19 protein-coding genes and 1 pseudogene are annotated in these 22,995 nt (G+C 71.2%); 9 read left to right on the top strand and 11 right to left on the bottom strand.

What is annotated here, in order from left to right; translation table 11 throughout:
* Positions 1–155 precede the first annotated feature (155 nt).
* Together OG379_RS31430 and OG379_RS31435 are read right to left on the bottom strand one after the other, a co-directional pair.
* On the bottom strand, positions 156–1,466 hold the full coding sequence (locus OG379_RS31430) for a PP2C family protein-serine/threonine phosphatase (RefSeq protein WP_405666407.1): 1,311 nt from the start codon (positions 1,464–1,466) through the stop codon (positions 156–158).
* Between the two features lie 103 nt (positions 1,467–1,569).
* On the bottom strand, positions 1,570–2,214 hold the full coding sequence (locus tag OG379_RS31435) for a type III effector protein (RefSeq protein WP_393763009.1): 645 nt from the start codon (positions 2,212–2,214) through the stop codon (positions 1,570–1,572).
* A gap of 126 nt (positions 2,215–2,340) precedes the next feature.
* Here OG379_RS31435 and OG379_RS31440 point away from each other — a divergent pair, with 126 nt between their 5' ends.
* Complete coding sequence (locus OG379_RS31440) at positions 2,341–2,775, top strand: Hsp20/alpha crystallin family protein (RefSeq protein ID WP_393763011.1); 435 nt, start codon at positions 2,341–2,343, stop codon at positions 2,773–2,775.
* Between the two features lie 214 nt (positions 2,776–2,989).
* Positions 2,990–3,424 (top strand): DUF2267 domain-containing protein, encoded by a 435-nt coding sequence (locus OG379_RS31445; protein WP_393763013.1) that lies wholly within the window; start codon positions 2,990–2,992, stop codon positions 3,422–3,424.
* On the opposite strand, the gene OG379_RS31450 is transcribed toward OG379_RS31445, so the two are convergent.
* From OG379_RS31450 to OG379_RS31460, 3 genes are read right to left on the bottom strand one after another with little or no spacing between them, the layout of a single operon-like run.
* Positions 3,408–4,283 (bottom strand): cytochrome c oxidase assembly protein, encoded by an 876-nt coding sequence (locus OG379_RS31450; protein ID WP_405666410.1) that lies wholly within the window; start codon positions 4,281–4,283, stop codon positions 3,408–3,410. The genes OG379_RS31445 and OG379_RS31450 overlap by 17 nt on opposite strands.
* Positions 4,283–4,846 (bottom strand): DUF2243 domain-containing protein, encoded by a 564-nt coding sequence (locus OG379_RS31455; RefSeq protein ID WP_405666411.1) that lies wholly within the window; start codon positions 4,844–4,846, stop codon positions 4,283–4,285. Before OG379_RS31455 ends, OG379_RS31450 begins: the two co-directional genes overlap by 1 nt.
* Before the next feature lie 32 nt (positions 4,847–4,878).
* On the bottom strand, positions 4,879–5,487 hold the full coding sequence (locus OG379_RS31460) for a Dps family protein (RefSeq protein ID WP_393763019.1): 609 nt from the start codon (positions 5,485–5,487) through the stop codon (positions 4,879–4,881).
* Positions 5,488–5,746: 259 nt separating this feature from the next.
* Here OG379_RS31460 and OG379_RS31465 point away from each other — a divergent pair, with 259 nt between their 5' ends.
* Positions 5,747–5,935 carry a cold-shock protein gene (locus tag OG379_RS31465; RefSeq protein ID WP_393763039.1) on the top strand — a complete coding sequence of 63 codons (189 nt, stop codon included), beginning with the start codon at positions 5,747–5,749 and terminating at the stop codon, positions 5,933–5,935.
* Between the two features lie 18 nt (positions 5,936–5,953).
* On the opposite strand, the gene OG379_RS31470 is transcribed toward OG379_RS31465, so the two are convergent.
* Together OG379_RS31470 and OG379_RS31475 are read right to left on the bottom strand one after the other, a co-directional pair.
* Entirely contained in the window at positions 5,954–6,832 is an 879-nt protein-coding gene (locus tag OG379_RS31470) for a Rieske 2Fe-2S domain-containing protein (RefSeq protein WP_405666413.1), read from the bottom strand.
* Positions 6,833–6,994: 162 nt separating this feature from the next.
* Positions 6,995–7,408, bottom strand: a complete 414-nt coding sequence (locus OG379_RS31475) for an SRPBCC family protein (RefSeq protein WP_405666415.1) — start codon at positions 7,406–7,408, stop codon at positions 6,995–6,997.
* Positions 7,409–7,540: 132 nt separating this feature from the next.
* On the opposite strand from OG379_RS31475, the gene OG379_RS31480 reads away from it, so the two are divergent.
* Together OG379_RS31480 and OG379_RS31485 are read left to right on the top strand one after the other, a co-directional pair.
* Positions 7,541–7,873, top strand: a complete 333-nt coding sequence (locus OG379_RS31480; protein WP_405666417.1) for a hypothetical protein — start codon at positions 7,541–7,543, stop codon at positions 7,871–7,873.
* 262 nt (positions 7,874–8,135) lie between these two features.
* A pseudogene (locus OG379_RS31485) lies at positions 8,136–8,297 on the top strand (ATP-binding cassette domain-containing protein); the annotation flags it as partial.
* Positions 8,298–8,473: 176 nt separating this feature from the next.
* On the opposite strand, the gene OG379_RS31490 reads toward OG379_RS31485, so the two are convergent.
* From OG379_RS31490 to OG379_RS31505, 4 genes are all read right to left on the bottom strand, one after another.
* Entirely contained in the window at positions 8,474–8,953 is a 480-nt protein-coding gene (locus OG379_RS31490; RefSeq protein WP_405666418.1) for a hypothetical protein, read from the bottom strand.
* Between the two features lie 98 nt (positions 8,954–9,051).
* Positions 9,052–10,179, bottom strand: a complete 1,128-nt coding sequence (locus tag OG379_RS31495; protein WP_405666419.1) for a SagB/ThcOx family dehydrogenase — start codon at positions 10,177–10,179, stop codon at positions 9,052–9,054.
* A 305-nt stretch (positions 10,180–10,484) separates the two neighbouring features.
* Entirely contained in the window at positions 10,485–12,023 is a 1,539-nt protein-coding gene (locus tag OG379_RS31500; protein ID WP_405666421.1) for an MFS transporter, read from the bottom strand.
* Positions 12,020–12,430, bottom strand: coding sequence for a DUF3291 domain-containing protein (locus tag OG379_RS31505; RefSeq protein WP_393765989.1), 411 nt, complete (start codon positions 12,428–12,430; stop codon positions 12,020–12,022). The genes OG379_RS31500 and OG379_RS31505 overlap by 4 nt, the downstream gene beginning before the upstream one ends.
* Positions 12,431–12,907: 477 nt before the next feature.
* Here OG379_RS31505 and OG379_RS31510 point away from each other — a divergent pair, with 477 nt between their 5' ends.
* The 4 genes from OG379_RS31510 to OG379_RS31525 are packed head-to-tail and all read left to right on the top strand — an operon-like array spanning position 12,908 to position 22,822.
* The gene (locus OG379_RS31510) at positions 12,908–14,209 is read left to right on the top strand and encodes an NAD(P)/FAD-dependent oxidoreductase (protein ID WP_393765988.1); all 1,302 of its coding nucleotides are present in this window, start codon (positions 12,908–12,910) and stop codon (positions 14,207–14,209) included.
* Positions 14,210–14,223: 14 nt separating this feature from the next.
* Entirely contained in the window at positions 14,224–14,490 is a 267-nt protein-coding gene (locus tag OG379_RS31515) for an acyl carrier protein (RefSeq protein ID WP_104784310.1), read from the top strand.
* Positions 14,474–15,361 (top strand): alpha/beta fold hydrolase, encoded by an 888-nt coding sequence (locus tag OG379_RS31520; protein WP_405666422.1) that lies wholly within the window; start codon positions 14,474–14,476, stop codon positions 15,359–15,361. Before OG379_RS31515 ends, OG379_RS31520 begins: the two co-directional genes overlap by 17 nt.
* Before the next feature lie 57 nt (positions 15,362–15,418).
* Complete coding sequence (locus OG379_RS31525; RefSeq protein WP_405666424.1) at positions 15,419–22,822, top strand: SDR family NAD(P)-dependent oxidoreductase; 7,404 nt, start codon at positions 15,419–15,421, stop codon at positions 22,820–22,822.
* Positions 22,823–22,995 lie beyond the last annotated feature (173 nt).

The raw sequence follows: 22,995 nt of genomic DNA on the forward strand, positions 1-22,995 counted from the left end.
GCAGGGGGCGCGGCGCCGCGGGGCGATCCGTACCACCGCCCGCCTGCACGTAACGCATACCTGGTGCCCACTCAGGCGATTGCCAGACACCCGACCCGGCGCCGAACAGGGCTGGCGAAACGCCCCCGGAGGGGGAGGCGGGCCGACGGTGTCTGTCAGTCGCCCTCGTCCTCGGCGGGCCGTTGGGCCCAGGCGGAGGCGATCGTCTCCGGGGTGGTGGAGCGGGGCAGACCTGTCAGCGCCTGCAGCTGGGTGGGCTGGTACGGGGTCGGGCCGTGCCACTCCAGGAGCATCACGGTGGCGTCGTCGTCGAGGCGGCCGAGGTGGTACGCCAGGTGGTGCCCGATCAGCCGGCGCAGGGTCTCGGGGACGGGGAGGCCGTCGGCGTGGTGGCGGATGAGGAAGTCGGTCAGGCCGTCCAGGCCGAATTCCTGCCCCTCCCGGTTGCGCGCCTCCGTGATGCCGTCGGTGTAGAGCACCAGACGGTCCCCGGGTTCCAGCTGGTCGCTGCGCAGGGTGCCGGGCAGATCCAGGCCGGTTCCCAGGGGAGGAGCGGGCGGGCAGGCCAGATGCACGACGGTGCGGTTGCCGCGGATGACGACCGGGGGGTGGTGGCCGTAGTTCGTCCAGGTCAGCACGCCGGTGGTCAGGTGGAGGTCGGCCAGGATGCTCGTGGCGTAGCGGCTGCCGGCGAACTGCTCGGTGAGGGTCTCACCGACGCCTTCGGCTGTTTCGAGAAGACCGGCGCCCTGGCGGCGATGGTTACGGGCTGCCGCGAGGGCGAGGTTCGCGGTCAAGCCGGCGGCGGTGTCGTGCCCCATGGCGTCGACGACCGACAGATGCACGGTCTCCCCGGTCAGGGCGTAGTCGAAGGCATCTCCGCTCACCTGGTAGGCAGGTTCCATGACCGCACTGATCAGGACACGGTCGGTGGCGAAGGTCCGCGGCGGCATCAGCTGCCATTCCATCTCCGCGGCGACCCTCATCCTCCGGCGGCGGACCAACCGGGAGTACGAATCGCTCGTCTCCCGCTTGCTCTCCAGGAGGAGGGCCACGAGCCCGGCGAGCCTGTTCAGATCCTCGTCGGCCTCGACCTGTGCGCCTGGCAGGCCGACCCGCAGCACGCCCAGACGCTCCGCGCCGTCCAGCAGCGGGACCCACCACTGTCCGTCGGCGGAAGCCGAGGCCGGAAACACCTTTCCCAGCTGGAAGGCTCGTCCCGCCACCGTTCCGTCAACGGACAACTCAGCCGGAACACCGGTGTCACCGGGACCGACGTCGACGTTGCCGGCGAGAAGGTACAGCCGTTCCTGTTGCAGGTCGGCCAGATAGATCCGCACCTGAGGCCAGCCCGCCCCGGCGGCGTGCGACGCCACGGTGCCGGGCAGCTGCTCCAGAGTCATCAGATGACTCGCGGCGATCAGGTCCCCCAGCATGTGTGCACGCGTCGCTTCCATGCCGTTCATCAACGAAACCTTAGGTGCGCGAAGGCAGGACAGGTCCCCACGACACCGGATGCGGGTGAATTGCCGCAGGGCCCGTCAGAGCCGTGGTGGCCTCGGCGCCGGGTCAGGAGGTCCGCCGGCCGTCGCTGTCCTGGCGGAGCCGGTCGGTGCGGCGGGTGACGGTGTCGACGCGGGCGGCCAGGTCGGGGTGGTCGGCCGTCAGGTGCTGACGGGTGTCGGTGAGCGGAGCGATGAGGCTGACCGCTTCGTTGTCGGCGAGAGCGGCGGCGAGCCGGGCGGTCGAGGTGCCGGGGAGGTCGGTCAGGGCGGTGATCTGGCCGGCGAGCTGCCGCAGGTCGGCGGCGTTCTCCCGAGCCCACGTGGTGACGGTGCGGTCGGCGGCGCGGTGGTTGCGGGTGGCTTGCACACGTTGTTCCCCGGTGGTGCCGGGAGCTCCGGGACGCACGCGCAAGTAGCGGCGTTCGGCCGCCTGGCGGCTGGCGACTCCGAGGGGGTGGGCGAGGTCGGCCCAGCTGGCGCCCGCAGCGCGGGCCGCTTCGATCAGCCCCGGCTCCCATCCGGCGAGCTGGTCGCGCAGTTCGCGCAGGAGAAGCAGGGCGGCCACAGCCTGCTCGGAGTTCGCCTGTCCGCCCTCCGCCGGGTGCGGTCCTGGTCTCCGAGCGGCCCGGACGGCCTCGTCGATGGCGTTCAGCGCCGCTGCGGCCGCGGCGAAGGACGCCGGCTCACCGCCCGAGGGGGATGGGTTCATGAAAGCTCCTTACGGCTGTCATCCGAACAATGACATCAAGGTTGTCATCCTTTGGATGACATGCTACAACGGTGGCAGACGAAGCGCATTGGCAGTTTCTGCCTGACCAGTGGAGGTGTTTTCGCAGTGTTGATGCGCACTGACCCGTTCCGCGAACTCGACCGTCTCGCCCAGCAGCTCACGGGCGTTTCCGGCACCTGGTCCAAGCCGTCGGCGATGCCGATGGACGCCTATCGGGAGGGTGAGGAGTACGTGATCGCCCTCGACCTGCCCGGTGTCGCGAAGGACGCGATCGATATCGACGTCGAACGGAACATGCTCACCGTCAAGGCCGAGCGCCGTCCCGTCGTAACCGGCGAGGACGTGCAGGTGGAGCTCTCCGAGCGGCCGCTGGGTGTCTTCTCCCGCCAGCTGGTGCTGGCTGACACGCTGGACACGGAGCGCATCAGGGCGGACTACGACGCAGGGGTGCTGACCCTGCGGATCCCGATCGCCGAGCGGGCCAAGCCCCGCAAGATCGCCATCGGCGGGAAGTCCGACCACAGGCAGCTCGGCACCTGAACGCACCCGTGCTCACCCGCCCGCAGGAAAGCCGGCGCGGGAGGCGCTTCTCCGTAGGCCCTCCTCGGTGCCCGGCACCTTGTGCGGCGGGTGAGCCTCAGGTCAAGCCTGTCGTCGGCCACCCGACGTTTTCGAGCAGCTATTCAACCGCAGCGCGGCTGCCGGCCCCCGCCCGGTCGCAGCGGCAGCCGCCGTCGAGAAAGGCATTCCACCGATGCGCTCCCTGCATGAACCGACTCGTGCCACAGCGGGCGTGACGTTCGACCAGATGCTGGAACGGATCAGGTACGAGGGTGCGTATCCCACGCGCGAACGGGCCGAGACCGTCACCCACGCCGTGCTGTCCGGACTCGGGCGACAGCTGACCGGGGCCGAACGCGCCGACCTCGCCGCCCGCCTGCCTGCCGAGGCGGCCCTCGCCCTCACCGCGCAGATCCCCGACCCCGAGCCGCTCACCGGCTGGGGATTCGTCAAGGACCTCGCCGCCCGCACGGGCGGCAGCCCCGCCACCGCGCGGTGGGACACCGGAGCAGTACTCGCCACGGTCGGCCATCTCGCCGGCTCCGATCTCCTCGACCGCGTCCTCGCCCGGCTCCCCTCCGGATACGCGCTGCTGTTCGGGCGTGCGGAGCTCATCCAGGCCGCATGAACGGCTTCAGCAAGAGGCGGCCAAGGGCAGGGAGGCTCTTGTGCCGGGCGACCGTCCGTTGGCCGCGACGGGGCGAAGGCCGCCAGGTCGCGACAAGGGCACCTGCCAACAGCAGTTCTGCGATGTCGCCCCCGTAATACATGAGTTCCGCCCCACCCTGCACCTGGCCGACGGGTGCGCGCACGTCGATCAGGAACCCCCCGTACATCAGCTGGGAGATCGTCGCGTGCGCCGCGACGGCGACGCCGAGCGCCACCAGGCGGGCCGGCACGCCCGGTCGGCCAGGGGCAGGGTCCGGGCCGGCGATGGCATGGGCGAACAGGCACCCGGACAGCAGGAAATGGGCGAGCACCAGCCGGTGCGCTCCCGGCGCGTCCATGGTCGCGTTGTACACGGGCGTGGAATAGAGGACCACGAGAGTGCCGGTGCTCAGCACCAGTGTGGAGACCGGGTGAGTCGCCACGCGCACCGGCCGGTTGTGCAGGAGGCCGGTCAGCCGTCGGGCCCGCGCGGCGGACAGAGTCCGCAGCAGGAGGGTCACCGGCGCTCCGAGGACCAGGACGAGCGGCGCGTACATGCCGATGAGCAGGTGCTGCGCCATGTGCCCGCGGAAGTCCTGGTGGGCGAACGTGGACACGGGCGGGAGCAGAGCCGCACCGAGCAGAGCGCATCCGGTCAGAAAGCCGGCCGTCCGCCACCGGCTCCACCTCCGTACGGGATTGCGTCCGTGCGCCCGGTGAACGAGGAGGAGGTAGCCGCTGGCCGACAGAAGCACAGCGGTGAGGGGCAGAAGAACTTCCCACACCTCACTGCTGCCACCGCGGCCGTGGCCATGCGTGTGGTGCGCGTCGCCGCCCATCAGACGCGTTGCCCCGAACTCCCGGGCGGCTCGGGTGCGTCCGGGGTGAAGGGCCTGCCGCCGCGCCGCACGAGACGGCCGGCGACGAGGAGGATGACGCCCAGGAGCAGAAAGCCCATGTCCCACCAGACCCGGTGGGGGCCGCCGTGGACGTGATGGATGCCGAGGATCTGGTGGTCCAGGAGGCCCTCGACGAGGTTGAACAGCCCCCACCCCGTGAGGACCCAGCCCCACAGCACGCGTGAGGTCCACACCCGGCGCCGGTCGTGGGTCACGCGGTTGTAGAGGATGCCCAGGCCGAGCAGGACCGCCACCCAGCAGATCGCGTGGAAGACGCCGTCCCACACGGTGTTCATCTCCAGCCCTGACACCGTGTTCGGTGAGTAGTACTTCACCCCGATCCGGTCGTCGTTCGTGCCGGTCAGCATGTGGTGCCACTGGAGCAGTTGATGCAGGAGAATGCCGTCGACGAACCCGCCCAGCCCCACGCCCAGCACGATCCCCGGCAAACGGATGCTCCTGGGCGCGATGCCCGATGGCATCTCACGTGTACGGGTGGCCATGATCGGTCTCCTCCGTGTCAGGGAGTCCGTCCTCAGGCCTTGGACCTACCGGCCCTGCCGGCCGGCCGCTTCGCGGCCGCCTTGCGGGCAGGGGACGCGGCCTTGGCGGCCTGCCGCTCGGTCGCGGAACCGGCCGTGGAGAGAGAGCCGCCGGTGCTCTCCAGGTGGGCCCGGACGAACCACTGGAACTTCTCCAGGGCACGGAGATGCTCGATGAGCAGGTCCTCGGTGACCGGATCGATCGAAGCGGCCTTGGATGCTGCCGCCCGGTGATCCTTGATGACTCCGGTGTAGACGAGGTCCAGGGCGCCGAGGTGCGCGAGCGCGTCGGCGCGGCCGATGCTGTAGTCCTCCCAGGTACGCCCCGCCACCAGGGCGCCGGGGGTGCCCTGCGGTTCACCGCCGAGCGCGGAGATGCGCTCCGCCGTGTCGTCGGCCATGGCCCTCGCGGCGGCTGTCTGGGGGTCGAGCATTTCGTGGACGGCGATGAAGTGAGGACCCACCACGTTCCAGTGGATGTGCTTGAGGGTGAGCGCCAGATCGTTGAGGGCGTGCAGGCGCGTGCTCAGGAGCGAGATGAGCTGCTTGCCCTCCTTGAGACTGAGGCCGGGGACGGTGTAGCCAGGGGTGGAAACTGCCATGACTTCTCCCTCTATGGTGATTTACGCATTTCCCTCTCCCCTCTCCTGCGTGATCCCTAACCGAGGGGCAGTGGTCCCCGCCGCAATGCACCTGCGGGGGTGACGCCCGTCTGCCCACTTGCCTGGTCACCGCTCCGGGTTCGGGAGACGCTGTCGCCATGTCGACGGGGCGTGTTACCCGACTGCACCGACCACGAGCCTTAATGTGAAGGGGATTTCCCCTTTCCTTGCGTCGGAGGCAAGTGTGTTCAACGGGACAGTGCAGGCATTCAGTAGTGAAAAAGGCTATGGCTACATTCTTCCCAGTGCGGGTGGACCGGAGATCATCGTCCACTTCTCCGCCATCATGGAAGGCACGTGCACGGAGCTCGCGGCGGGTCAATCCGTCTGCTTCGACGTCGTCCAGGGGCAGCGCGGACCTCAGGCCGAGCGAGTGCAGATCCGGTAGCCGTGCAGACCGCGAGGTTCAGATGCCGCTCATCAGCCGGACTTCCACGCGAGCGCCGACAACCCGCGTCTCGAAGGCCGGCTGGGGTGCGGTTGCGGGCCCGCCCACGTTCCAGCCGTCGGCCAGTCGGAAGAGACTGCCGTGCCAAGGGCACCGCACGCAGCCGTCGCTGACGGTGCCTTCGGACAACGGGCCTCCCATGTGACTGCACGAATCGGCGAGGGCGTGCACCTCGTCGCCGCTCTCGCGGACGACCACGACGGGCACATCGCCGACATGGCGCCGGACCGGCCGGCCGACCTCGAAGTCGGACACGGCGCCGACTTCGTGCCACCCGGCGCCCACCGTGTTCGAGACCGATTCGGCGTGGTTGGCCCCCGACGCCTGCCGGTAGGCCAAGTGGCCGCCGAGCGCGCTGCCGACACCGACCACCGACAGTCCCGCGAGCCCGAGGGCTTTCCCCAAGCCGGAGCGCCCTCGCAGGCGAGCGACCAGCGACCCGCCGTACAAGGCCACGGCCGTGCCGTTCACAGCCGCGTGGACGAGCCCTACGCGCTTCTGCCGAGGCCCCTGCTCCGCCCAGTCGACCCAGCCGGTCAGGGCCGCCGGCGCGGCGGCCGCGATCCCCACGCCGATCAGGACACCCGCCGCGCGTCGCTGCCCGGGGAGGCAGTCGAGCACAGCTGCGGAGAACCAGGTGCCGATCGGCACCTCCACCAGAACCGGGTGGACGGGGTGACCCAGCCAGCGACCGTGCAGCACGTCCCGCCAGGAGCCCAGGGGAAGTGCCCGGACGCGGTTGCTCACCAGCTCGACCGCCGAGTCGAGAGCGGAGGCTCGCTCCAGCCGGTCCATGCCCCGGAGAACGCGGCCGGGGCCGAGCGGCGAAGGCAGCATGCGGCGCACCGCCCTGAGCGCAGCGTCTCCGGTACGACCGCGGTCATCGATGCGAGAAGTCTCGTCCATACAAGGCGGGTAACCGTTCACCGACGCCGAAAACAGTCCTGCCGCTTTGTCCCTCCGAAGGGGGGAGGCTGTGTGGAGGCCACACGTTTCGCGTCAGCGTTCGGCGGCCTCGACGGCGTCCCTGATGCCGTGCAGGGCTTCCTGGAGGCCGTCGTCGATCTGTTGGCCCTCGGCGCTCTCGGTGTGGAGCTCGACCGTGAGCTTCGATGTGTCCGCACCGTCGCCCGGCACGACGTGGAGGCGGCCGCGATAGTCATGAGGGCCGGGCGCGCCCCACTCGAGACTCCTGCCGTCCTCGATCACGTGGATCCAGGCCTCGCTGGTGACGTCCTGCTCCGGGGCACCGGGCGGGTCGATGTGGGCGGTCACGGTGACCTGGTCACCGCCGTGCGGGCGGACAGAAGTCAAGCGCGGCATATAGGCGGGCAGGTTCTGCACGTCGGCGAGGTAGGAGAAGAGCCGCTCCGGCGGCACCGACACTGTGATCGTCTTGTCGTAGTTGCCCATGCCTCTCGCTCTGCCCGCCCCGGTCTCCCGCCGAAACGCAGCCCCACCCCTGTCGCCCGCGTGGCGCAGCGACCTGCGCCGCTCCCGGGTGGCCGGGCGGTGCCCGCCCTCGTGTGCGGCAGCATGAGCAGGATGAACTCTCGTGCGCAGCCGGAGCGGACGCCCGACGGCCGGTACATCGTGGTGAACGGCCGCCGTTGGCGGGCGACGGACCCGGAGATTCCCGAGAAGGTCGCCGACGGGCTGCGCCGTCACCTCATGGCGGCCCGGCGTGCGGTGGCCGCCGCGCGCCGGAACGAGGACACGGCGGCCGAGGCGGTGGCGCGAAGCCGGGTGCACGCGGCGAAGGTGGCGCTCGGCGAACGCGGCACGCCGTGGTGGGAGCAGCCCGTCACCGAGCGGCGCCTGCGCTGGGAAGCCGGGGCTGCCGAACTCGATGCCGGCGGGGCGGAAGAAGCACCTTGAGGTGTCGGGCCGGGCGGAGTACGAAGGGCGCGGCGGGGCGACCGTCAAGGGCGCACGCCGTGCGAGCTCGACTCGTCCCAGGGGATCTCCGTCGAGGCGAGGTAGGTGAGCCCGCGCTGCTGCCGGAGGCGCGCGTGGCGGGCGACCCGGACGCGGTGGTCGTCCCAGCGGGGTGCCCTTCCCGTCCACGCGGCCGCCGCGACGGACGGCAGGCGCGGCAGCAGCAGGACGGTGACGTCGTCGAGCCCTTCGACCGCCTTCCAGCGGCGGCCAGCGTCAACGGGTCGCCATCGCCCGCGCGCCGGCGCTGGGTCCCCGGCTCGTGATCTGCGACGAACAGGTCTCCGCTCTGGACCTGACCACCCGGCGCACAGTTCTCGAACTGCTGCTGGAGATCCAGGAGGAGGCGGGCGTCGCCTGTCTCTGCAGCGGCGCCGCAGAGAGTCCGCGGCAGCCCTCGGCGCGGGAGCCGCCGCACCGGCCGGCGACGGCGGCTGACGCCGACGGGGCGGGGCGGGGCCGGCCCGTCGGGAGGATGCCCGACGAGCCGGCCCGGCACCGCCCCGTCGGTACGGCGCACGGGCTCCGGGGGGAGCCCGTTCACCGGGTCTCGGTGACCTCCAGGAAGCCCAGAGCGTCGACCAGCGCGCCCAGATCGAGCTCCGGACCGCGCCGCAAGGAGTCGAGCGCGGGTGCCGCCTTAGGCCGCGCGGGGCGCGGACCCGGCGTCGGCTGCGCCCCGCCGTCGTCCTGCTCCGTGGCCCTGTACCCGGCGCCGTCGAGGGGGCGGCGGGGCCCGGTGCCGTCCTCGGGGAGTACGGAAACGGGTGCCGGGGCCACTGACCTCAGCGCGGCCTTGCGTACGGCCCAGAGGAGGTCGGCGGGATCGGCGGTCTTCGCCGACGTGGCCAGGCGGTCGGCGGCCTCCAGGAGGACGCTGCGGGCCAGTTCCCCGTCGTTCTCCAGTGCGTCGAGCGAGACGGCGGCCGTGAGCCAGCGGTCGTCGCCGACGGCCTGGCTCACCAGTTCGGTGAGCAGTTCGTGGCGGGTGACCGGAGGGCGGGCGACGGTGGGGTGCATGGACAGGTCCTCCCGGGTGCGCGGCGGATGGAAGGTGCGGGCAGGTCGGAGGTGCGGGCAGGTCGCACGGTGCGCGGCGCCGCACCCGAGGAGCCGGATCAGCCCGCTGCCGGCCACGCGGGGGCCGCCCAGGGCGCGGGCGTCGCCTCCGGGAGCGGCGGGAAGGCGAAACCGGTGGGAGCCAGGGGGCCGGGGCGCTCCGGGATGCCCGCCGAGAGCAGGTACACGGCGAACTCCTCGTCAGGGTCGACACCGAGGAACCGTTCCACCTCGCTGTCGGCGAAGGCGACCGTCTGAAAGGGGCCGAGGCCCAGCGCGGTGGCGGTCAGGGCGAAGGTCCGGCCGTAGTGGTCGGCGTCGTGCATCCACCGCCGATAGGCGTGGGGGTGGCGGTACTTCCAGGCCAGCCGGTCCGCGACAGCCGTGGTGAAGACCGTGAACGCACCTTCGTAGGACGGCTCCTGATGATACGTCAGCTCGGCCACACGTTCGCGGGAGGCGTCCGTGCCGAGCAGCTCCAGGGCATGGCGGGCGGCCGAGTAGTGGTAGAGGCCCGGCTGGACCCCCTCGACGTCGTAGGCCACGACGTACGCCTCGACCTCGTGGCGGCCGCCGGCCGGGGAGCCGGCTCTGTCCCGCTGCGTGCCGGAAGGGCCGCCGTGGAGGGAGCGGTGCGGGGCGAAGCTGTGGAAGAGCAGGGTGCCGAGCTGGTCGAGCGAGACCGGGGCGCCGCTGAATCTGCGGTGGCTGCGCCGGGTGGTGAAGGCCGACCCGACCGGTGCCGCCAGGCGCAGCGGCCGGCGCGGCAGCATCACGACCGGTCTGCCGGGGTACTCCTTGAAGACGCCGGGGGAGCCGTCCTCGCCCACGAGGTCCTCCGCGAGCTCCATGCGGGCGGGGGAGTGCGCCAGGTGCCCGGTGCCCCGGGCCTCGGCGGGGAACCGCACGGCGACGGTGTCCCGGCGATCCCGCAGCGGAGGAGCGTCCTCGTACGGCACCAGCACACCCAGCTCCGTGAGGGTTCCCACGGCGCTGCGGACCCGGTCGTGCTCCTCGGCGGGGAAGCGCCTCGCCAGCTCGTCCGTGTCGGTCCCCTCGCCGGCTTTCGAAAGGAGGTCGAGCAGATCGGGGGTGATCTCGATCCAGCGACGTTCCCCGGGAATTCCCATGCGCAACCCGTCCGGATGCCAGCTGCAGACCAGGTGATCCCGGCGGCGGACCTTCATGATGGAATCTCCTTGTCTGTTTCCTGGACGCACCGTGGGGCGTTGCGGCGAAAGGTGCTCGTTGATCCGGAGGGGCGCATCCGGCTGCGGGACAGGGTCCGTCTCGCAGCCGGAACGCTTACCGCCCAGGCCCCTCGTCAGTCGTGCGGGGGTTTTTCCCTGACTCCCCTCGAATTACCGGACCGGCGAGGTGAGTTCTCCGCGTTGATTCAATGACACCACTCCGCGGACGCCGGGTACATACTTTTCCGGAGGTGCTCTGCGCGCTATCAGAATTCCTGAACCCGTATCAGGAATTCGAAATGCTAACTTTCCTTCTTCTTGGTGGAAATGAACGCGAAGGCGAGCACGGCGGCCAGCGCGGACACCCCGGCCACCACCCACAGGCCGGTGTGGATGCCCACGTTGAACGAGGCGCTGACGGCCTCCGTGACCTCGGGCGTGGAACGGCCGGCGCTGTTGCCGCCCTCTCGCGCCACGGCCACGACCTGCGTGGCGACCTCCGGGGGCACATGCGCGGTGTCGAGCCGGTCCGGCAGCGCGCCGATGAACCGTACGGCGAGCACCGAGCCCAGGACGGCGGTGGCGAGCACCGAGCCGACCTGGCGGAAGGCGGTCACCGCGTTGGAGGCCGCGCCCATCTGGGCCGGCTCCGCCACGGCGAAGGCAGCAGCCGTCGACGGGGCGACCACGAGGCCGCTGCCCAGGCCGAGCAGCGCCAGGCCGACAGCCGTGATCCCGTACGCGCTGTCGGGCTGCTGCCGGACCAGGACGATCGCGGCCGCGGCCGTGACCAGTGAGCCCACGGCGAGCAGCCGGGCGGGCCCGACCTTGCCCGCGATCCGCTGCGCCACCAGGGTGGACAGGACGAACGCGACCATCGCGGGCAGCAGCTTGAGACCGGTGGCCATGGGCTCGGTGCCCTGGACCCTCTGCAGGAACAGCACTTCGAGGAAGACCACGCCGACGAAGGTGAAGAGCGCGCTCGCCGCCACCACCAGCGTGGCGGACAGCGGGACCGAAGCCATCATGCGTACGTCCAGCATGGGCACCGGCGCCCGCCGTTCGACCAGGACCAGTGCGGTCAGGGCGACCACCGCGACCACCAGGGTGGCCACCACCACCGGGTCGCCGTAGCCCTCGCGGCCGCCGACCGCGATCCCGTACACCAGCGTGCCGAGGCCGACGACGGACAGGAACTGGCCCGGCAGGTCGAGAGCGCGGTCGGGGACCTTCGTCTCCTTGACCGCGTAAAGGGTGACGGCCACGGTCACCACCGCGAGCGGGGCGTTCACCAGATACACCGCGGGCCAGTCGAACCGGTCCAGGAGCGCACCGCCGAGCAGTGGACCCACCGCGAGGCCGACGCCGGACATGGACACCCAGATGGTGATGTAGCGCAGCATGCGCGGCAGATCGACGAAGAACGTCGTGGTGATGATGGCGAGTGACGTCGGCAGCACCAGCGCACCGCCGACCCCGCTGATCGCCCGGCCGACGAGCACCTGCGGGAAGCCGCTCGCGGTCGCCACGACGAGGGAACCGGCGGCGAGCGCGACCACCCCGATGACGAACACACGGCGTCGGCCGAAGCGTTCGCCCAGTGCGCCGCCGGAGAGCACACACGCGGCCACGACCAGGGTGTAGGTGCTCGACACCCAGCTCAGGTCGGCGGGGGCGACGTGCATGTCCACCTGCAGGGCGCGCAGGGTCGAGATCGCCGCCGTCACCTCGATGAACGACATGAACAGCCCGAGGCAGGCGGCGGTCAGCACCAGCCCGCCGCGCGGGATCACCGGCTTCGGGGGCGTGTCGGCGGGGGCCTGTCCCGTGACGGCGCTCATCGGCCCGCCTCCTTGTCGGACAGCCGCTTCACCGCGTCGTCCCAGCCGGCGGGCAGGCTCTCGCGGTCCGCCGGGTAGAAGACGAACACCGAACGGGCCATCACCTTGCGGAGCCGGCCGACGATGCCCTTGTGCGGGTCCGAGCGCGAGAACGTGTCCAGGGCCTCCTGGTCGCTCCACGCCGACAGGGTCCAGAAGGTCTTCTTCAGCGGCTCGGCCCGCAGCGAGGCGCCGATGACGCCGGGCGCCGACCGTACCTGCTTCCAGACCACGAGTGACAGCAGGAAGAAGCGGGGGACGTGGAGCAGCGAGCTGACCTGAAGCTTGGACGCCATGACCACGGCTTGGCCGGAGTCGGCGGTCGCTTCGTCGGCGGCTGCCCCTGGCATCCAGGGAATGGTGGGCATGGAAGCCTCTCCTCTACTACTGCGACATGACACAGGGCTCTGGGGGCAGGGTTACCTGCCTCCTACAAGAGCCCACCCTGGCCTCGATCCGGACAGTCACGAAGGATGAACTTCGGATGGTGCGCGGAGTTGGCCGAATAGCGGCTACGAGCGCAGAGACGTTCGAATCCGGACACCGTTCTTTCAGCCCATCGGATCTTCCGATGGGCGTTCGGGCATCACCGATCCGGTGATTGACCCCCGTGCGGCGGCCGACCTACGTTTCTGGCCATGCCGGCCCCGTCGCCGGACACAGTTCACACCGCCGTCGTCACACCCCGCCGTCGCAGCGACGCAGCCGTCACACCGGCCGTCAACGCCGCAACGGGGCACAGGCGAACTCTCCGCCCCAGAGGTCTCACTCCTCTGCGCCCCAGCCGTCGTCGCGCCGCCGCGACCGGTTCCACGAGTACCGCTCACGCCGAAGGGCTGCCTGCCATGACCACCCGTGTCGCTGTCGTCGGTGCCGGCATATCCGGACTGTCCGCCGCCCACCACCTGCCGGACGACGTCGAAGTCACCGTGTACGAGAAGGACGACCGGCCCGGAGGTCACGCGCTGACCGTCGAGGTCGAGGAGGAGGACGGCCGGACGATCGGCATCGACACCGCCTTCGTGGTCTTCAACTCCCGTACCTACCCGCAGATCACCGCGTTCTTCGAGGAGATCGGCGCCACCGCCCTGGACCACACCGGCGGATTCGACTTCTTCGACCTCGACCGTGGCCTCGACTACGGAACGACCGAGTTCGAACTGACCGAGGAGGAGATAGCCCGGCGCTATCCGGCCGACTTCCTCACCCTGTGGCGGGACGCCGAGCGCTTCCACCGCGAGGCGCCGCGCGACTTCCTGCGCAAGCGCACCGACATGGCGCTCGGTGAGTACCTGAGCAGGGGCGGCTACTCCGACGCCTTCAAGTACGGCTACGTCGTACTGCTCGCCACCGCCGTCTGGTCGATCCCCGCCGAGCTCATCTGGGAGATGCCCGCCACGACCGTCATCGCGTTCTTCATGTCCCACGACCCCGGTGGCCTCGGCGGGCGCACGGTCGCCTGGAAGACCGTGGCCGGCGGCAGCATCGAGTACGTACGCAGGGTCGTCGCCGGGATCCACGGCAAGGTCCGCACCTCCAGCCCGGTCACCCGGGTCCGCGAGGAGGCCGACGGCGTGGTCATCGGCACGGCCGACGGCGAGGAGCGCTACGACTACGCGGTCCTGGCCTCGCACGCGGATCAGACGCTCGCGATGCTCGAACAGCCCAGCGCACTCCAGGCCGACATCCTCGGCAAGGTCCGCTACAGCTCCACCAGCGCCGTCCTGCACACGGACCCGGCCGCCATGCCGCCCAACCGCGAGCGCTGGCAGAGCTGGAACTACGGCCTCAAGACCGTGGACGGGCGCACCCGCACCTGGGTCGCGTACTACATGAACTCGCTCCAGGGCTTCACCGCGAGCAAGGACTACTTCGTCACGCTCGACTCGCCCATCGTCCCCCGGGACGAACTCGTCATCCGCGAGCTGCCGTTCACCCACCCGATCATCGACCTGGACGTGCGCAGCATGCAGCGCACCATCTACTCGGTCAACGAGACCGGACGCGTCAAGCTCGCCGGTTCGTACTTCCACTCCCCGAAGATCGGCCACGACCTCATCGGGTCCCACGAGGCCGGCTTCGTCTCAGGGCTGAAGGCCGCCGAGTCCATCACCCGTGATCTCCGCCCCCACGCCGTCAAGAAGTGAATCGAGGTACTCCCATGCAGACTGTCACCGCTAAGGAAGCACAGGCCTGGCTGGTCGAGAAGCTGGCCGTCCGCCTGGAGGTCGAGCCCTCCGAGATCGACGTCGAACGCTACTTCGACGAGTTCGACCTCGACTCGACCGAGGCCCTCATCCTCGCCGGCGAGCTGGAGAAGTGGCTCGGCTTCGAACTGGAGGCGACCGCCCTCTGGTACCACCCGACCGTAGCCGCGCTCTCCGAGCACATAGCCGAGGAGAGCGCGAACCATGTCGCCGCGGCCTGACCCGTCCGCACCCCGCCCCGTACTGCGCACCCTGCGGGACGCGGGCGGGGACGCGGCACACCGGATCTGCGCCGTCCACCCGGGCGCGCTCGCGGCCGGTGAGTGGGAGGCGCTCGCCGGGCAGCTGCCCGAGGACACCGCCCTGTACCTGCTGGACCTGGGCAACGTCCCCGAGTTCCTCGCCGCGGCCCTCGACCCCCGCGCACCCGTCGTGTCCGTCGGGGCGCTGGCCACCCGCTGCCTCGACGAACTCGCCGCTGCGGGCGCCGACTCCGCGCCGTTCTCGCTCGTCGGATGGTCCTTCGGCGGCGTCGTCGCCTACGAGATCGCCACCCGGCTCGAAGCGGCCGGGCGCGGCGCCGTCCTGCGGGACCTCGTCCTGCTCGACAGCATCGCCCCCGTCCCCGCCTTCAAGCGCACCGACGAACTGCTCGACGCCTCGATGCTCCTCGACTGGTTCGCGATGTACCTCGGGGCGAAGCGCCGCAGCCCCTTCACCGTGAGCGTCCCGTCCCTCGCCGCACCCGAGGACGGACTGCCCCAGGTGCTCGACGCCGCCGTCGACCAGGGGCTCCTGCCGCGGGGCACCGAACTCGCCGGACTGCGCAAGCTGTACGCCGCCTACCAGGGCGGCCTGTCCCGTAACAACCGCTGCACCGCCCCGTACGAGCCGGGCCCCATCGAGCGCCCCCTCACCCTCGTCAAGCCGGAGCGCTCACTGCTGCCCGACAGCGGGGACCTCGGCTGGAGCGGCCTCAGCGCACATCCCGTACGACAGGTGGCCGTCCCGGGCGACCACTACACCATGCTCCGGGACCCCGAGGCCGTGAGCGCGATCGCCGGACTGCTGGCCGGCTCCGCCGTCGTCTGAACACATCCCGCGGACCCGCGCCCTGCCCACCCGCCGAACTTGAACGAGAGGACCGTCGTGCACCACTCACGTCTGGCCGAGACACCCATCGCCATCGTCGGGTTGGCCGGCCTGTTCCCCCAGTCGCGCAACGTGCGCGAGTTCTGGCACAACATCGTCGACGGCAACGACTGCATCGAGGACGTACCGGACACCCACTGGAACCTCGACGACTACTACGATCCCGACCCGACGGCCGAGGACAAGACCTACGCCCGGCGCGGCGGGTTCCTGCCCGAAATCGCCTTCAACCCCATGGAGTTCGGCCTGCCGCCGAACACCCTGGAGGTCACCGACATCCTCCAGCTCCTGTCGCTGACCGTCGCCCGCGACGTCCTGCGCGACGCGGGCACCGAGGGCTCCGGGTGGTACGACCCGACCCGCACCGGGGTCATCCTCGGCGTCACCGGCGCCAACTCCCTGACGCAGCCGCTCTCCGCACGGCTCCAGACGCCCGTCCTCAAGGAAGTGGTCCGCAGCGTCGGACTGAGCGAGGCCCAGGCCGAAGAGGTCGCCGAGCGCTTCAAGAAGGCCTACATCCCGTGGGAGGAGAACTCCTTCCCCGGCATGCTCGGCAACGTCGTCGCCGGCCGCATCGCCAACCGCTTCGACCTCGGCGGCACCAACTGCACGGTGGACGCGGCCTGCGCCAGCGCCCTCGCCGCGGTCAAGCTCGCCGTCAGCGAGCTCGTCGAAGGCCGCTCCGACCTGATGATCACCGGCGGCTGCGACGCCGAGAACACGATCCTCATGTACATGTGCTTCAGCAAGACCCCGGCGTTCTCCAAGAGCCAGATCATCCGGCCCTTCGACGAGTCCGCCGACGGCACGCTGATCGGCGAGGGCATCGGCATGCTCGCCCTCAAGCGGCTCGCCGACGCCGAGCGCGACGGCGACCGGATCTACTCCGTACTGCGTGGCATAGGCACCTCGAGCGACGGCCGTTTCAAGAGCATCTACGCCCCGCGCGCCCAGGGCCAGCAGCTCGCCCTGCGCCGCGCCTACGAGGACGCGGACGTCCCCGCCGGCTCCATCGAGCTCTTCGAGGCGCACGGCACGGGCACCGCCGTCGGCGACCACACCGAGCTGTCCGCCCTCGGCTCCTTCGTGGCCGAGGGACAGGACGCCCGCGGCTACGCCGCCATCGGAAGCGTCAAGTCCCAGATCGGGCACACCAAGGCGGCGGCGGGCGCGGCCGGGCTGATCAAGCTCTCGCTCGCCCTGCACCAGAAGGTCCTGCCGCCGACCATCAACGTCGAGCAGCCCAGCGCCGCCGTCGACCCCGCCGAGACCCCGTTCTACGTCAACTCCCAGGCCCGTCCCTGGATCGCCGACCCGGGCCGCGACAAGCGCCGGGCCGCCGTCTCCTCCTTCGGCTTCGGCGGCACCAACTTCCACATGGTCCTGGAGGAGCACGACACCACCGGCGGCAAGGTGCTCGGCCCCGTCGCCCGCACCGGCCTCTGGCACGCCGCCGACCCCGAGGCCCTCGTCCGGCGCCTGGAGCAGGGCGCGGCGCCCGACCCGCTGGGGTGGGTGCCCGCGGGTGACGCGCGCATCGGCATCGTGGCCGGCTCGGACGAGGAGTTCGAGGCGCTGCGCACCACCGCCGTCGAGCTGCTGCGGGCCAAGTCCGGAGCGGACGCCTGGCAGCACCCCAAGGGGATCACCTACCGGCGCTCCGGCATCCCGGCCGGCACGAAGGCCGCCGCGGTCTTCGCGGGACAGGGCAGCCAGTACGTCGGCATGGGCCGCGAGGCCGCCCTCGCCGTCCCGCCGGTGCTCGCCGCGTACGACAGGGCCAACCGTCTGCCCGCGGGGGCCGAGACGCTCGGCCGTGTCGTGTTCCCGCCGCCCGCCTTCGACGACGCCACGCGCAAGGCCCAGGAGGAGTCGCTGCGGCGCACCGAGTTCGCCCAGCCCGCGATCGGGGCGCTGTCCGCCGGACAGTTCGCCTGGTTCAAGGAGCTCGGGTTCGCCCCCGACGGTGTCATCGGACACTCCTTCGGCGAACTGACCGCCCTGTGGGCCGCCGGTGTCCTCGACGACGACGGATTCACCGAGCTGGCCCGCGCCCGCGGCCTCGCGATGGCCCCGCCCGCCGATGCCTCCCCCTCCCACGACCCCGGCGCCATGGCCGCCGTGCGCGGCGAGCTGAGCGCTGTCGAGGCGCTCGTCGCCGGCTACCAGGACGTGTCGGTCTGCAACATCAACGCCCCCGGGCAGATCGTGGTCGGCGGCCCGAGCGCGGAGATCGACCGCCTCGTGGCGGACGCCGCGAGCGGCACGATTCCCGCGAAGCGGCTCCCCGTCTCGGCGGCCTTCCACACCCGGTTCGTCGCCCACGCCGCCGACGCCTTCCGCGAGGCGGTCTCGGGCGTCGCCCTGAACGCCCCGCGCATTCCCGTCTACGCGAACACCCCGGGCGCCTCCTACGGCGCCGACCAGGCCGAGAGCCGCCGCACGCTGGTCGACCAGCTGCTGCGGCCGGTCGCCTTCGCCGACCGCATCGAGGAGATGTACGCCGACGGCTTCCGGGTCTTCGTGGAGTTCGGCCCCAAGCGGGTCCTCTCCGACCTCGTGGACCGCGTTCTCGAGGGCCGCGACGGCGTGCGGACCGTCGCGGTCGACGGCGGCCCCGCCAAGGACGGCGAGCTCGCCCTCAAGCGCGCCGTCATCGAACTGGCGGTCCTGGGCCTCCCGGTCTCCGGCATCGACAACCACAGCGCCGAGGTGCCCGAGGTGCCTGCGGGCAAGGGCATGGCGATCCCGCTGCGAGGCATCAACTACGTGACAGAAGCCCGCCGTTCGGCATACCGCGACGCGATCGCCGAGCCCTCCCGCGAGGCGGCGCCGACGGCGCAGCCGGCGGTCCAGCCCGTGTCCGAGCCGGTGACACAGCCGGCAGAGGGCGCTGTGGAGGCGCTGAGTGCGGTGGCCCGAGAGGGGCTCGACCTCCAGGCCGAGATCCTCGACGCGCACGTCGAGACGATCCGCGAGGCGGTGAAGACCCTCGAACTGTCGGTCCGCTCCGGCACCCACCCCGACGCCGACGCGGCGCTGCGGCTCATCGAGCAGCACGGTGCGTCGATCACGTCGGCGCACGAGCGCGCGACGCGGCTCCTGATCGACGCGCTGAAGAGCGAGGAGGCACCTGCGGTCGCGCCGCTTGAGCCTGCCGCCGCCGCCGCTGTTCCGGTGGTGGCAGAGCCTGCGCCCGCGCCCGTACAGGCCGAGACGTCTCCGGTGCCTGCTGCTCCCGCTGCTCCCGCTGCTCCCGCTGCTCCGGTGGCGGAGGTGGAGGTGGACGCCGCTGTGCTGGGGGCGTTGCTTGAGGTGGTGGCGGAGAAGACGGGTTATCCGGTGGAGATGTTGGAGCCGGGTATGGATGTGGAGGCCGACCTGGGGATCGACTCGATCAAGCGGGTTCAGATCATGGGGGCGCTTCAGGAGCGGTTCCCGGTGTCGGGTGAGGTGGATCCGGAGCGGATGGGTGAGCTGCGGACGCTGGAGGACATCGCCGGCTTCCTGGCATCCGCCTCCGGTGCGACTGCCTCGGTTGAGCCTGTTGCCGCTGCTCCCGCTCCCGTCGCTCCTGCCGCTCCCGTGGTGGTGGAGTCTGCCGTCTCTGCGCCGTCCGCCGAGGTGGACGCCGCTGTGCTGGGTGCGCTGCTCGAAGTCGTGGCGGAGAAGACGGGTTACCCGGTGGAGATGCTGGAGCCGGGTATGGACGTGGAGGCCGACCTGGGGATCGACTCGATCAAGCGGGTCCAGATCATGGGGGCGCTTCAGGAGCGCTTCCCGGTCTCGGGTGAGGTGGATCCGGAGCGGATGGGTGAGCTGCGGACGCTGGATGACATCGCCGGCTTCCTGGCATCCGCCTCCGGTGCGACCGCCCCGGTTGCGCCTGTCACCGCTCCGGCCCCTGCTGAGCCGGCTCCGGCCGTCGCTGCTTCCGTTCCCGTGACCGAAGTGCCTGCTGCTTCTGCCGAGGTGGATGCTGCGGTTCTGGGGGCGCTGCTGGAGGTGGTGGCGGAGAAGACGGGTTATCCGGTGGAGATGTTGGAGCCGGGTATGGACGTGGAGGCCGACCTGGGCATTGACTCGATCAAGCGGGTTCAGATCATGGGGGCGCTTCAGGAGCGGTTCCCGGTGTCGGGTGAGGTGGATCCGGAGCGGATGGGTGAGCTGCGGACGCTGGAGGACATCGCCGGTTTCCTGGCTTCGGCCTCCGGTGCGGCTGCCCCGGCCGAGCCGGCCGCCGCTCCCATCCCCGCTGCTCCCGCTCCTCTTGCTCCTGCCGTCTCTGTGCCGTCCGGCGAGGTGGACGCCGCTGTGTTGGGGGCGCTTCTCGAAGTCGTGGCGGAGAAGACGGGTTATCCGGTGGAGATGCTGGAGCCGGGTATGGATGTGGAGGCCGACCTGGGGATCGATTCGATCAAGCGGGTTCAGATCATGGGGGCGCTTCAGGAGCGGTTCCCGGTGTCGGGTGAGGTGGATCCGGAGCGGATGGGTGAGCTGCGGACGCTGGAGGACATCGCCGGTTTCCTGGCTTCGGCCTCCGGCGCGACCGCCCCGGCCGAGCCTGCTTCTACTCCCGCTCCTGCCGCTCCCGTGGTGGTGGAGTCTGCCGTCTCTGCGCCGTCCGACGAGGTGGACGCCGCTGTGCTGGGTGCGCTTCTCGAAGTCGTGGCGGAGAAGACGGGTTACCCGGTGGAGATGCTGGAGCCGGGTATGGACGTGGAAGCTGACCTGGGGATCGATTCGATCAAGCGGGTTCAGATCATGGGGGCGCTTCAGGAGCGGTTCCCGGTGTCGGGTGAGGTGGATCCGGAGCGGATGGGTGAGCTCCGGACGCTGGACGACATCGCCGGCTTCCTGGCCTCCGCCTCCGGTGCGACCCCCAGTGGTTCGGCCGCAGAGGGTTCCGGCCCCGCCGTCGAGTCCCCCCTCGTCATCACCTACCCCCAGGCGGACGGCGTGGGAAGGACCTTCGCGGCCGTACGCGAACTCCCCGCGGTCTGCCGCGTCGTACGGGCCTACGCGGAGCACCCCGTCGCCCTCGTCCTCGACGACGGGTCGACGCTGACCCGGCCGCTGGTGGCCGGTCTCCGCGCCGACGGCTGGAGGGTGGAGGTCGTCGTACTGCCGGGCGCCACCACATCCGCGGGTGAGGCCGACTCCGTCCGCCCGCTCCGTACGTGGGACGAGAAGGAGCTCGCCGCGGCTGTCACGGCCGAACGTCTCGACCTGGTCGTGCAGATGGCCGCCGAGGCGGGGCAGGAGTGGACCGAGGCGGCACGCCGTCTGGCGCACACCGTCCTCGTCGCCAAGCTGACCCAGGCCCCGCTGAAGGCAGCCGCCGGCGACCGGGCCGCGTTCGTCGCGGTGACCCGGCTGGACGGAGCGAACGGCTACCGCGGCAGCGGCACCGGATCCGCCCTCCTCGGCGGTGTGAGCGGACTGGTCAAGACGCTGGCGATCGAGGTCCCCTCGCTCTTCACACGCACCGTGGACTTCGCTCCCGGTCTGGACGACCGCACCGTCGCGGCACGCTTCCTGGACGAGATCCACGACGTGTCGGCCGACCTCGCGGATGTGGGTGTCGACCCGGAGGGACGCCGCACGATCGTGCCGTCCGCCGAGCCGCCGGCCGCGCACGTGACGGCCGTACAGGAGATCGGCGCCCGGGATCTGCTCGTCGTCACCGGAGGCGCCCGCGGCATCACCGCGGACTGCCTCCAGGCGCTCGCCGAGGCCCGTCCCGTGGGTCTGCTGCTGCTCGGCCGTAGCCAGGTGACCCCCGAGCCCGAGTGGTCGGCGGGTGTCGACGGCGCGGCGCTCAAGGGCCTCATCGCCAAGCGGATCACCGCTTCGGGGGAGAAGGCCACCCCGCGCGGTGTCGAGGCCGTCTACCGCGAGCTGACCGGCAGCCGCGAGATCCAGGCCAACCTCGACCGGCTCCGGGGGACCGGCGCCACCGTCGAGTACCTCGTGGTCGACATCACCGACGCCGCCGCGGTCCGGACCACCCTCGCCCCGTACGCCTCCCGAGTCACGGGCGTCGTGCACGGCGCCGGTGTCCTGGCCGACAGGCTGATCGCGGACAAGACGCCGGAGGAGATCGCCCGGGTCCTCGGTACGAAGATCGTCGGCCTCGGTCACGTGCTGGACGCACTCCGCGGCTCGGCCGACCTGCGCCACCTGGTGTTCTTCTCCTCGGTCGCCGGATTCTTCGGCAACCGGGGCCAGTCGGACTACGCCGTGGCCAACGAGGCGCTCAACCGTCTCGCGGTGCGCCTCAGGCAGGAGCTGCCCTCGGCGCGCGTGACCTCCGTCAACTGGGGCGCGTGGGACGGCGGGATGGTCACCGACGACCTGCGCCGGATGTTCGCCTCGCGGGGCGTGGCGCTGGTTCCGGTGGCGACGGGTGCGGGCATGTTCGCCGAGCAGTTCACTGCCGCCCGCGGCCAGGACACGGTCGTCGTCGCCGGCCCGCTCACTCCGCTCTCCGCTCCGCCGGCCGAAGACTCCCCGGCCTCGCCGACCCTCCTCGTCGACCGTACGCTCGCGGACATCTCCACCGACCCGCTGCTCGCGGACCACACGATCGGCGGCAAGCGGGTGCTGCCCGCCACCGCCGCGCTGGGCGCCCTCGTCAACACCACCGAGAGGGTGACCGGCAAGCAGGTCACCGAGGTGTCCGCGTTCAAGGTCTTCAAGGGCCTGGTGATGGACGCGGCGGAGGGCGAGGGAGCCGACGCCTCACGGCTGCGGCTGTTCATCGAGCCCGGACCGGCCACCCGCCCGCACGCGATCGAGGTGCTGGCCTCCGCGGTGGACGACGCCGGACGGAGCAGGCCGTCGTACGGGGCGAGCCTCTCCACGGACGTGCCGCCGGTGCCCGCGGCACGTACGGACCTCGCCCGTGCCGCGCGTGCGGCGACCCGTACGGACGCCGCTCCGCTGTACCGGGACGGCACGCTGTTCCACGGCCCCGCGCTCCGCGGGATCCGTTCGGTGCTGGTCGCGGAGGAAGGACTGCTGCTGCTCGCCGCACGGCTCGGTGACGGGCTGCCGGCACGCGGTGCCTACCACGGCCGGTTCCACAGCCCGGTCATCGCTGACCTGCTCCTCCAGTCCGCGCTGGTGTGGGTGCGACGGTTCCGTAACCGCGCCTCCCTGCCGATGGAGATCGGCAGCGCCCGCTTCCACGCGGAGCTCCCCGCCGACCAGGAGTTCCTGATCGCGGTGGAGAACGTCACCTCCGGGCCGAGCGGCATCAGCTGCTCGATCACCGCGCTGGACCGGGAGGGCCGTGTGCTCCAGGTCCTCGACGGTGTGGTGGTCGTGGAGGACCCGCAGCTGGAGGGCAAGTTCGGAACGGCCGAAAGGACCGGGACCGCCGCCGTCTCCGTCTGACGGCGACCGGGCGGGTCCGGCCCCGGCCCCCTCCGGGGCCGGACCCTCCCGGTACTTCCCGGGCCGCACGGGCCCCGTGCCCGACGGGACGCCGTTCCCCTCGTGACCCGGCCCGTACCGCCCCCTCTCCCGACCCTGACTCCCGAACCGAACCATGCGGACACCCGGAGGCT

Source organism: Streptomyces sp. NBC_01166 (assembly GCF_045039765.1).
In the GTDB taxonomy this organism is placed as follows: Bacteria; Actinomycetota; Actinomycetes; order Streptomycetales; family Streptomycetaceae; genus Streptomyces.